General features: G+C 49.4%; 12 protein-coding genes. 9 read left to right on the top strand and 3 right to left on the bottom strand.

The features are described from left to right. The first annotated feature begins 22 nt into the window (after window positions 1-22). From KKF06_04220 to KKF06_04180, 9 genes are all read left to right on the top strand, one after another. Window positions 23-268, top strand: a complete 246-nt coding sequence (locus KKF06_04220) for a hypothetical protein (GenBank protein MBU1616974.1) — start codon at window positions 23-25, stop codon at window positions 266-268. 118 nt (window positions 269-386) lie between these two features. Continuing rightward, entirely contained in the window at window positions 387-683 is a 297-nt protein-coding gene (locus KKF06_04215) for a hypothetical protein (GenBank protein ID MBU1616973.1), read from the top strand. Window positions 684-800: 117 nt separating this feature from the next. Next, window positions 801-1,097: a hypothetical protein gene (locus KKF06_04210; GenBank protein ID MBU1616972.1), complete on the top strand. Its 297-nt coding sequence runs from the start codon at window positions 801-803 to the stop codon at window positions 1,095-1,097. Between the two features lie 15 nt (window positions 1,098-1,112). Then, window positions 1,113-3,227, top strand: a complete 2,115-nt coding sequence (locus KKF06_04205; GenBank protein ID MBU1616971.1) for a hypothetical protein — start codon at window positions 1,113-1,115, stop codon at window positions 3,225-3,227. A gap of 71 nt (window positions 3,228-3,298) precedes the next feature. Then, window positions 3,299-3,853, top strand: a complete 555-nt coding sequence (locus tag KKF06_04200; GenBank protein ID MBU1616970.1) for a hypothetical protein — start codon at window positions 3,299-3,301, stop codon at window positions 3,851-3,853. Further along, window positions 3,854-4,237: a hypothetical protein gene (locus KKF06_04195; GenBank protein MBU1616969.1), complete on the top strand. Its 384-nt coding sequence runs from the start codon at window positions 3,854-3,856 to the stop codon at window positions 4,235-4,237. It abuts the gene before it with no gap. 9 nt (window positions 4,238-4,246) lie between these two features. After that, on the top strand, window positions 4,247-5,299 hold the full coding sequence (locus KKF06_04190; protein ID MBU1616968.1) for a glycosyltransferase: 1,053 nt from the start codon (window positions 4,247-4,249) through the stop codon (window positions 5,297-5,299). After that, window positions 5,280-6,866, top strand: a complete 1,587-nt coding sequence (locus KKF06_04185; protein ID MBU1616967.1) for a hypothetical protein — start codon at window positions 5,280-5,282, stop codon at window positions 6,864-6,866. The genes KKF06_04190 and KKF06_04185 overlap by 20 nt, the downstream gene beginning before the upstream one ends. A gap of 13 nt (window positions 6,867-6,879) precedes the next feature. Further along, complete coding sequence (locus tag KKF06_04180) at window positions 6,880-7,302, top strand: hypothetical protein (GenBank protein ID MBU1616966.1); 423 nt, start codon at window positions 6,880-6,882, stop codon at window positions 7,300-7,302. Here KKF06_04180 and KKF06_04175 read toward each other — a convergent pair. The 3 genes from KKF06_04175 to KKF06_04165 are packed head-to-tail and all read right to left on the bottom strand — an operon-like array spanning window position 7,296 to window position 10,411. Further along, window positions 7,296-8,666, bottom strand: a complete 1,371-nt coding sequence (locus tag KKF06_04175; GenBank protein MBU1616965.1) for a hypothetical protein — start codon at window positions 8,664-8,666, stop codon at window positions 7,296-7,298. The two genes, KKF06_04180 and KKF06_04175, sit on opposite strands and share 7 nt — an antisense overlap. Further along, window positions 8,667-9,371 carry a methyltransferase domain-containing protein gene (locus KKF06_04170; protein ID MBU1616964.1) on the bottom strand — a complete coding sequence of 235 codons (705 nt, stop codon included), beginning with the start codon at window positions 9,369-9,371 and terminating at the stop codon, window positions 8,667-8,669. It abuts the gene before it with no gap. Next, window positions 9,368-10,411 carry an aminoglycoside phosphotransferase family protein gene (locus KKF06_04165; GenBank protein ID MBU1616963.1) on the bottom strand — a complete coding sequence of 348 codons (1,044 nt, stop codon included), beginning with the start codon at window positions 10,409-10,411 and terminating at the stop codon, window positions 9,368-9,370. The genes KKF06_04170 and KKF06_04165 overlap by 4 nt, the downstream gene beginning before the upstream one ends. Window positions 10,412-10,462: the final 51 nt, after the last annotated feature.

Here is a 10,462-nt window from a genome sequence, read left to right as displayed (position 1 = left end):
ATTTATACGATAAATATACGGAATGGATATTTCAAGCCAATATAGCGGTTCTTCCATCGGCAGTGACCTCAAACGAGGTGAGAGCGATCTTTTATCGTCGCTAAGCGGCGGCCGTAACCCGCTCGATAGTCTAGGCGACCGGGTTAGCAGTGCCATTAAGCAGGATGACCAGGCGTTTAGCGGCATCGATTCCCAGGCGGTTAAGAAGATGATCTCTGACCTTTTCGCTATGCCGCAAGCGGGAATGACCCATAATAGCGTCGTATAAAAAATGATTTAAATGCCATGCAAGTTTTTTGCTGGCGGACCCGATAAGTAAGTGCAAGGGTTCCTTAGAGTTCCCGCTCTCGACAGGCGGGCGAAAAAAACAGGAGGTGAAATAAGGTATGGTTACTTACGCAGGCGCGATCGATAATTTAGGGAGTGCTATTGACCACGTTCAAGCAGCGCTCGGAAATGAAATCGACAAGTTGGCGACCGGCATTGACCAGCTTTCCGGCAAGGGAACTGGTGTTGCTGATGTTAGCCAAATGTCTTCTCCTCCGATGACCGACGGAGCTATCGTTAAATTGCAGTTTGGCATTAATAAGTTAACCGGCGCTTCTGAACACGCGACTTCGATGTTCACGAAAGCTGAAGGTTATTCTAAGGGTATTAATCGACAGATTAATCAAGGGGCTTAAGAGACTAGTTGGGAAGGGGAGATTTTCTCCCCTTCCCTAATCCAGGGGAAAGATCTTCTCTTGGATTAGGGATCAGGCGGATGATAGAAAAAGGAGTGACGAATAATGAGTAATGGTATGAGCCCAGTCAGCTATAAAGACGATTTAAACACTGGCTTCGACGCGAAAAGCACGATTAAGTCAAAGTATAACGAGTTTGTGAACATCCTGGCCCAGATATCAGACGCGATGCTTGATGATTCCGAAGTGACTTTTGCCGCTTTCCCCAATAAAAAAGTCAGACCATCAGACGACTCCTTCAATATCTATTCGACTTTCGCCATGGACCAGGTGACTCAACAGATCGACTCGCTTATTGAGTCGGTTAAAAAGCGCTCTGAACTTGATAAGATGACTTACGGTTTGTTCGGTTAATGACCGGAGGGACTAATGTCAACTAACTTCTTAGCTAAACCCCGGAGAAACTACAACGTCCAGCCGGACATCCTTAATTTCCCAACCCAGAACAAGGAAATGGCGCGGGACTTTAACTTTGTCGTGGAAATGTTCAAGTTCCTTCCCAAGATGCAGCAACTGGCTTTTGAAGGCCGCCGCCGGCCGGGTGAGGAAGAGAGCATGCAGACGGTTGGCGGGATGGATGTTTCTGAAGAGTGGAATCAGGCGCTGAACGAGTACTCAATTTCCAACACGTCAATTTATGGCGATTCTTATGCCAACAAAGACCATTATGGCGACGCGAACTGGACCCCGACAACTAATACTGAAGTGGTTCAAAAATATGAGGATCTAGGGTATCAACCATGGGATTGGCACACCGACTGGGTGGCCGGATTTAATCACTTTAATGTTGGTCTTTTTGAGAAAGACTGTGAATATTTTTGGGGGGAGCGGATCGGCGGCGGGCTGGCGAACGTCGATTTTGTCGCGGAGGGGATGGAATGGAACCACCTGGAGGAAAAGGACGCGATCGGCGCCATCTCGTCCCTCGGCAATAATAAAAAAGAACCGAAAGCGAAAGACGCTTCGCTTGATACCGACGTCAATAAATCGTTCTTTTTGACCGATGCCTTCTTGGGGGCGATCGGATCGAGTTGGCCGGAAGTCAACAGCGTCTTAAATAAATTCAGCGGCCAGAGTTTTTACCAGCTGGTCATGAACTCAACCCAGCCGGACCGGGTTGGCGTTTCCTATAAGGCGATGAATCAACGCGAGCTCTTTTTAATAGTCGCCGCGATGATCGAGGCCCGCAACCGGGTCCATTCCGTCGCCGAAAAGATATTCGGCAGTGTTTCTTTGACCTGGGATGATAAACAGATGATGGCCGCTTTTGACCAATGGATGGACCAGAACAGCAAATCGGGCCTATCTCACGGAGTCAATGCCTTTAGGATCCTTTTCCAAATGCAGCACTTATTCTTGAATGAAATGGCGATGTTCACCGCCACTGACGAATCCCGCGGCTACTCGGCGGCGGTCCTGGACCGGGCCGCTTTCAAGCAGTTTTCGAAAGACCTGGGGGGAGAATTCTATTCCGGCGCTTCCGGTGATAAGGGGGCTCTCTTTGGTTTTATTGAGTCGATGGGGATCCCAATGAATGACGAAGTGGTCAATTTCTTGCGGGGGAACCTGGCGAGCATGAATATTCACACCAGGCCGGAAGATATCCCTTTGCCGGACAACTTGAAAGGTTATGGAGCAAAACTGCAGGCGGCGAAATGGCTTTTGGAGCAATGGTTTGGTTCAAACAAAGTGGTCGCCGGCTATAACGAGATGCCGAAAGCGGAAACAAGCGGGCCGTTATCCTGGGACTTTTTTGATAAACCGAATGAATATGTGGCATGGAATGGGTTGAAGGTCCCCGTCACAATTTCAGACCCAAACTCCGCCCGCAGTTACGGTTGGGACCGGGTTTCTGGACCATATTTTGATTACCGCTATGATAGCCGGAGCAACAACCTTCGTAAAACAGATAACTCGGAAATCCAGTATTCTTCTCCCGAGTGGGCGATCGCTTATGAAGCTTTGCGGGCGCAATATGGCTTAGCTTATTTAAACCCCAACTCCTATAACGATAATTACAACCATAGAAATTACACCCGGATGCAGTTTGGCTGGCTGACTCCCCAGGAGATAATGGGGAAGAGCGGAAATATCGCGCCATACGCCAATAGCTGGGCCGTATACTCATTCGGCAACCTGATGCGCAACGGCGAAGTAAAAGATAAGATGAGAATGAATATCTATACTTTCATGGAAGCGATGGAAAAATCCCGCTTCAAAAGAGCGCAGGATAAATATGAAGAGGATAAAGATCGGATCAAAAATGAAGAAGCCGATATCGAAAAACGGATGGCAAAATCCGAAGCTATTCATATGCAAACGAAAAAACGGAATAACAGCATATCGAAAAAAGGTGAAGTCGCCAGCAAGCAATTACAGAAACAGCTTGAACTAAAGAAAGCTGAAATGAAAAAGCCGAACAAACCGCAGGTTAAACAAAACCAGCCCGCCCAGCCCTCTAAAAAGGCTCAAAAAAAGAGCTAAAAACCGCCCGCGATAACGCAAGTTTTTCCCTTTGAAATACGATATATTAGTAGGGGAATGAGTGTATTTACATGAGCAATTCACCAAATATCGGAACACAACTTAGCAATAGCGAGCGATTCTACGCCGCCGCGTTCCGCAATCCGGCGCTGGAAACCGTCGCTTCGCGCGAATCTGGAAACCAGTTCAAGACGGACGATACCAGGGAGACCGGTTTTGATTGGGGGAAGGACAGCCAGGGGGATGCCAGGCTTGATTCCGGCCACACCGACCGGCTTTCTCTCTCCACCTCAACCGTTTCCCAGACTGCGCCTGTCGCTCTTCCGGTTGTTTCTCTCCGCGCCGCGCAAGGCCGGCTTCAGGAGTTCAAAGAACAGTTAATGGGCAAGCTTCTTCAGTCTTATGAAGATGTCTTTCGCAATACGTTCCACTGGAACCAGCCGTTGGCCAATATGGCCAAATGGTCGATCGATAATATCTTTAACCGGCTATCGCTTATTGGGGTTGAGCAGGGACGGTTGGAACAGATCCGCCGGGACGTTACCGTCGCGATGAGGGAAGAGAATCGCGGGAACATGAGAGAGGCCGTAAAAACGATAGCTTATCAGAACGTGGGGATAGCTTAAATGAGCCGAAAAGGGAAAGCCCAAAAAAAAGTTGTCGATGAATTAAAGAACCAGCTAATGATTCAGGCGGAGCGGCTGGGGATCAAAGCCGAATACACCTCCGCCTGGTTTTTGGAGCAGGAAACACTGGCTTACGGGCAGGTCTTGTCCGAGCTTTACGCCGAGCGGTCTAACCTGGAATACGAAATGAACATGCTTGGCTCGGACAAAAAAGACCTCCTCATCAAACTGGAGCGGCTTCATTCATACATTCGCAAGGCCGAAGGGTTGCGGGAAAAGACTGCCAAGGATTTTGAGCGGTTGATTGACAAAGGGTACAAGATAACCGAAAATGGCCGCAAGCTTAGCTTCCTTGATAAAACGGAAGTTAAGTCTATGGTTTAAGGAGGAGCGATGCTTTCAGTCTGTATGATCGTCAAGAACGAAACGGCCAACCTGAAGCTGACCCTGCCGCAGATCATCAAGCTCGCGGGCGAGGTGATCGTGGTTGACACCGGCTCGACGGACGACACTATTGAGACCGCCGAAAACCTGGGCGCCAAAGTCTATAACTTTGAATGGATTAACGATTTTGCCGCCGCCCGGAACTTTAGTCTTTCTTTAGCCAAAGGCCCCTGGATTATTTGGCTTGATGCCGATGAGTTTATTAAGAGCGCTGATTTTCAAGCGTTGATCGACGCGGCGGTGAATGCCCCTGCCGGTGTTTCCGCTTTTCAGCTGATCATGACCGAATCCCCATACGGCAAAACAGAGCGAGGGAATAGTTACCAGCGGGTCAAGGCGTTCAGGAACGGCCGGGGGATCCATTTTGAGCGGACGATCAACGAACAGGTGGTGGATGCGCGGGGGAAAATTGTTTCCGGGGAGCCTTTGCCGATCGTCGTTTACCATTGGGGATTGTATTTAAACGAACAAAAAATGGCCGAGAAGAAAGCCCGCTATTATCAGATGTACAGCAATTATCTCCGCGACCACGCCGATGACCCATACGTGAACTATTTGCTGGGCAACTTGCTTAGAGGAGACGGCAGGAACGAAGAAGCTTACCAAGCCTATTTGAAAGCGGCGGAAACAGTCGGACCGGACATTGAACTAAAGAAAAATATTATCGGCAAGATTGCCGAGGTCGATTTGAAAGCCGGCCGATTCAAGGAAGCTTATAATTGGGCCAGGGAGCTTTTGGCCATAGATCAAAGATCGGTAGCGGCAAAAAATATCATGGCGACTTTGCTGATCGGGGTAAAACAAATTGAGCCGGCGATTGCCTTATTGGAGGAAGTAATTTCAGAAATTAAAGATTCAATTGATCCTATCAGGGAATTGGTGATCCCAAGAATTATTATCGCCGACGCTTATTCGCGCAAAGGCGACCAGGAAAAGGCCGAACATTATCGGGCGGAAGCAAAAGAGCTGGAGAAAAAATATTATGCCAATTCAGCAGAATAACCTCCAACAGCAAGCAATTGCCGCCAATCTGGCCGCCGCCGAGCGGGTCTCCGACACGAACAAAGAGTCGGTGGTAAAGGAAGCCAGGGATACCCGGGTAAACACCAGCGAAAGCGTTGTTAAACAAGCGCTAAATGGAGCGACGGGAAATAAGGCGGGGACCCAGCTGTTGGCCGCCTTGTTCACGAAATTGGGCGATTCGTTCTCGACCGATAAAATTCTTGGCAAATATGATCGGGAAAGCGCCGTCCCCGAAGGGAAAGAGGATTACAACGACACGGTAAACATCAAACTGCCGAGCAATAAGATCAATCGGGCGCAAAAAGGGACCGGCGAGCGGAGCGGCGGAGAAGACGGAGAAGGCCAGCGCCAGCCGGAGGTTAGGGAATATCTTAAAACGTACACGCAGTTTCTGGCCAATGGCGGAAGCGAGCTGAAGAAGCAGATCGAACGTCAGGATGGGAGCCTGGTTGAGAGCGGCAAAGTAAAAGTCGGGGAGCTGATGAAGCTCCGCGCCGATGTCGCTAAATCCGTCCGCCAGGAAGTGCTGAAGCAGGTCAAGGCGGCGTTTCAAAAAGAAATATTCGCTCAAGGAAAAATTGAGCAGATGATCGCCCATAACGGAGTGATCAGGGCGGCTGACTGGGTGACCCTTAATGAGAGGATCGGCGCGCAGGAGTTTGGCGGTTATGATCAAAATTTAAAAGGAGCGATCACCGAAGCCGGAGAACAGGTTAAAGATGAGATCAACAGCTACATGAAAGACGAGCTGGCGAGGACGGTCACAAAAAAATTGATCGCCGAAGGGGATGAGGCGGCCAAAGTCGAGAAGGAGCTCGGCGACCTGCTGAAAATCGCCAGCAAATGCGGCTTTAACATCGATAATTTTATGCAGAACGCTTCCCGGATGGTCAACGACCTCGGCTTAGTCCCTATTTTTGGCAACGATCTGGCCGCCCAAGCGCAAATGGGACAAGACGGCGGCCAGGGGGAGAGGCGGGAATATCAGTATACCGAAGAGGAAGAAAAGGATGTCCTGATGGAGAGGATGAGGGCCCTTTACATGCAGAGGGCGATCAGCGGTGATTGGCGGGGAAACCTTGATGTTTCTTTTAAGATGATCAGGACCAGAAATGGCCTGGTCAAGCTGGGGATTAAAATGGAGGATTTTTCCAGACTGGAAAAAGAAGGACGTCAGCTTGCAAAGCTCAAGCTGATCCAGATGCTTGAAGAAGGGTTTGGAGAGAGAGCTTCCTACGCAAAATTGCAGGGAGCCGCCTGGACAATGACCGAAAAAAAGATCAAAAACGTCCTGCGCAACCTGGCGAAGCTTGGGGTCGAACTTGACGACAAGGATTTGGAGGCGATCCGCGACAAAATGAACGATCGGGTATTTGCCGAAGTCGAACACGAACTGCAGATGATGGACGGAGCTCTTCAAGCGAGAGACTCTAATTATTTGCGGCAAAAGCGCAAGACCGCGCTACAGATTTTGGGCCGGATTTCCCAGGAATCGAATATTCCCTGGAATTATGATAAAATAAAAAGTGTTGAAGTAGCGACTTAAGGAGGAGTTTTATATGGGAAATATTGATATTAGCGGGATAGGTGGCGGAGGATTAGGGGCTTTTGGGACCAGTCAAGCCGAAGAACAGCTGAATTCATTTTTTCGCCTGGTCGATTCTTATCTGGAAGCAAGCAATAAGATCACCGATACTTTTGTCCAGCAATTAGCGGAAATGGAAAAGGAGCTGGCGAAGCTTAGCACGGTGCTTGATGAGAAGAAGTTGACCGAGATCAGGAGCAATATAGGCAGACTTAGCTCTAAAGTCAACAGTTTGATTGAAAACCTGGAAAAAAGCGGATTAAAAAACACCGAATTCGGCCAAAAGGTTTACGCGAAACTGCTTGTCTTGCGGCAACAAATTGACGATGAAATGCGCCGTCAGGGAGCGGTGGGTCAGGGTGGAGGGGCCGCCCCTTTGTCTCCCGGGACCTATTGATCTAAAATATTCCGGCAGGTCTCTTTTATCGCGGAAAGAGTCTTGGGCGCCAATTTTAACCGGCCAATATTTTCCCGCCAAAAAACAGCCGCGAGCTTATTGAACGTTCTAACCGCCACCGACCTCGGTTGTTTTTTTAATCTTTCCCAGTGGGGACCTTTGCCGGAAAGTACCTGGTCAATCTCTTCTTTGTTCCACCATTCGCCGCAGAAATCATAAAAAATCCGCCAAAGGGGGCTGGTTGGCGCGTGTTCGACCACAAAATTTATCTCCTTTAATGCCGGGTTCAAATCGATTGGGGTAAAATCGACCGGCACGTTGATATGTGGATTTTCACCTTTCTTATCTTCCGTTTTGTAACCGACCCCGAACATCCTAGCCAGATCCAGGGCGGCGGAGATTAGCTCTCTGGCCTCTTCCTGATCAGCCCCGCTCTTGAGAGAGGCGTTTATTTCAGCGATATACGCGTTGACTAGCTCTTTTAAGTAATCTTTCAGGGCGATCAATCCCCGGTCGGTCCTCACGTAAAAAGCGGAACGTTTATCGGTTGCCAGACCGTATTTATTCCGGTAAAGCCCGTAACAAAGGACGGTCGCCGCCGGGTGAAGACTAAGGTAGAGAAAGGCGAGGATGTTTAATCGGTATGGGGATAAGCCCGCCAGGTTTTTCCCGTTAGGATAGTCCCAGTGTTTAAGCAGAAAGTCGATCCGGCCATCTTTTGACGGTCCGAAAATCTCGGTAAGCCCCCCCATGATCAGAACTGATTCCTGGAATATTTTTAGGCAGAAATTTAAGCCCGGGAGGGCGAAGTTTTGGCGTAGTAGCGAGAGAGGGAGCCCATGATCCTCAAAAAACTTTTTAGTGAAGTATTTGCCGTGTTCCGGGACCAGGATCGGGTATTTTTGTTCCCGCAGATATTCAGGATCGGCCAAAAAAGTGGCGTTACAGCTTTCCAGAAAAAAATTGTGTTCGGTCGAAAAGATCAAAGGAAAAGTTTCGTCCCAATTGCTGATCGACAGGAGTGGGGTTCGCCAGATAAAGGTGTACTGTTCAAGCGTAAAGTGATGGGGCGCGGTTAATCCGTCCATGGGATAATCGGTGAGGGGGAGGCCGTAAGCCATGAATTCGTTGAAGTGGACATGGTTTTTTTCCCCGAAGTAGTAATCTCGCGGTTGGTAGTAGGGGAGGCTCTCTAAAATTTGAGTTGGGTGGACTTCGTCCGCTGATTCCGGCCTGGGCAGGGCGCCTAAGGAGACATAGTTGAACTTGAAGTTTTCAAAAAAGGCTAAAACGATCGAGCGCCATAATAAATAATTCGGGGTATCGTCGGTCGGGTCAAAAAGAGGGGGGAATGGGCGATCCAATTACTTGATCCCCTTGAAACCGCCGAAGGCGGCAAAATGGAAGCGCTTCCAAAACAGCTCGACTTCGTCGAAGCCGGCTTTTTTCAGCCAGTAAAGGTGGTCTTCGACCGGGGCGGGGATGTCTTCGGTCTCGTATTTCTTCTTTTCGTAGCTCTTTTCGATATACTCTTCGGAAAAGCCGTGGGAGCGCATGTTCTCTTTCCAGATGTTCATGTAGACATCGGTTATTCTTTTTGACCTTGACTTGACCAGGTCACCGATAAGCAAGGCTCCGGGTTTAATGATCCGTCCCGAGACCTGTTTGATCAGCCGCTCTTTTTCCCGATTTTCCAGGTGATGGAGAGAGAGGTTCATGGTGACCACGTTGTGCTTCCCGGGAGGAAGCTCGCGGTCAAAGCCCATGTTGATCAGGGTCAGTCGATCGGCGAACCGGGCGAGACGCTCCCGGCAGATATTGATCATCTGTTCGGAAAAATCGACCCCGGTTACCCTGGCGCCGGGAAAACGCTCCAGCACTTTTTTTGCCAGGTTGCCGGTCCCGATCCCAAGGTCAAGCAGGGTAAATGATTCATTCCCCTGAAATGGGATAAAACGGAGGAGGGCTTCGTGCATATCAAGATAGCCCGGAACGTGCTTTAATATCCTTTCGTCAAAGCTTCGAGCGTCGCTGTCAAAGTTCGCCTTGGTTAGATCACGGTTTTTCATTGACCTTCCTTAACAACGTGATCGATAAAACAATTTTCCAGAGGGGCGCCGGCCAATAGGGCGAGCCAGGAGGAGGCGTAATTGATATCATGCCGCTTCTCGTTCAGGAAGAAGGTTGTTTGTTTGAGAGCGAAAGTGAGATAAAAAATATCGAGCAGTTTTTCAGAACAGCCGAGCGCCTGGCAGTATTTTTGAGCGGCGGCTCTGAATTCCCGCAGAAGAAGCTCTTTGCGGGCTTGTTTTTGCTCCGGAGAACGACTTTGCGTTTTACTGGTTTCACCATAATACATAATCCGGAAGGCGACCGTAAAAAAGTTGTAGAGATCAAGAAAGGGGAGCCCGGAGGTTTCGGCATCTTCCCAATCCAGGAGGACCAGCTTCTCTTCCGGGTCGACCAGGATGTTCCAGGGATTGAACTCATGGTGGGTCAGGAGCAATGGGGCCTCAAGGCCGAACGCCGCCTGATTGTTAGACAAGAAAGTGTTGAGGTGCTCCTGCAGAGGGGCGATCTGGTCGGAGAAATATTCTAAAGCTTCCCGGGCGGGGACGAGCAGATGTCTTTCAATGAAATCTTCGTTGATCTTAATTGACCGGTCTTTTGTTTTAAGACTTAGCTCGATCAACAGATCGACGCCTTGCCGTAAAAATCCTGCCAGCTTCTCCAGCTCTTCTTCGGTGTCAAGAAAATGGTGGAGCATTTTTCCTTCATACGCCCGCATCAGGAGGACCGGCGCCCCGTCAATTTCCAGCAGTTTAAAAAGCTCCGGAATCTTCGCTTTTTCCAGCATAGCCGCTTCATTCCGCAGGCCGGAGAATGCCAGGCGCCCTTCACGGTAGCGAGGGAACTTCATGACCAGGAGGGGCTTGCCTTCGCAGAAAACCATGAAGGTCAGGAGCGAGTGGAGGCCGATCTTGCGAAAAGGCATGATCTTGAGTTCGAGTTTGGAGAGGTCAGCTTTGGGGAGCCCGAAACCATCCCATTCACCCAGGAGCCGCGCGGCGATTTTTTTGTAGTCAACTTTAGTGAAAATGTCAGGCATTTTTATGATTTTATCCGACAAAATCTCGGTTGTCAATTTGACTTTGCCGGC

Source organism: Candidatus Margulisiibacteriota bacterium, assembly GCA_018822365.1.
Lineage (GTDB): Bacteria > Margulisbacteria > WOR-1 > O2-12-FULL-45-9 > XYB2-FULL-48-7 > XYB2-FULL-45-9.
This window is presented reverse-complemented; position numbering and strand designations above follow the sequence as displayed.

Bases quoted from the DNA above. Each gene is read 5' to 3' on its own strand.
- KKF06_04220 (MBU1616974.1), top strand. From the start codon at position 23: ATGGATATTTCAAGCCAATATAGCGGTTCTTCCATCGGCAGTGACCTC.
- KKF06_04215 (MBU1616973.1), top strand. From the start codon at position 387: ATGGTTACTTACGCAGGCGCGATCGATAATTTAGGGAGTGCTATTGAC.
- KKF06_04210 (MBU1616972.1), top strand. From the start codon at position 801: ATGAGCCCAGTCAGCTATAAAGACGATTTAAACACTGGCTTCGACGCG.
- KKF06_04205 (MBU1616971.1), top strand. From the start codon at position 1,113: ATGTCAACTAACTTCTTAGCTAAACCCCGGAGAAACTACAACGTCCAG.
- KKF06_04200 (MBU1616970.1), top strand. From the start codon at position 3,299: ATGAGCAATTCACCAAATATCGGAACACAACTTAGCAATAGCGAGCGA.
- KKF06_04195 (MBU1616969.1), top strand. From the start codon at position 3,854: ATGAGCCGAAAAGGGAAAGCCCAAAAAAAAGTTGTCGATGAATTAAAG.
- KKF06_04190 (MBU1616968.1), top strand. From the start codon at position 4,247: ATGCTTTCAGTCTGTATGATCGTCAAGAACGAAACGGCCAACCTGAAG.
- KKF06_04185 (MBU1616967.1), top strand. From the start codon at position 5,280: ATGCCAATTCAGCAGAATAACCTCCAACAGCAAGCAATTGCCGCCAAT.
- KKF06_04180 (MBU1616966.1), top strand. From the start codon at position 6,880: ATGGGAAATATTGATATTAGCGGGATAGGTGGCGGAGGATTAGGGGCT.
- KKF06_04170 (MBU1616964.1), bottom strand. From the start codon at position 9,371: ATGAAAAACCGTGATCTAACCAAGGCGAACTTTGACAGCGACGCTCGA.
- KKF06_04165 (MBU1616963.1), bottom strand. From the start codon at position 10,411: ATGCCTGACATTTTCACTAAAGTTGACTACAAAAAAATCGCCGCGCGG.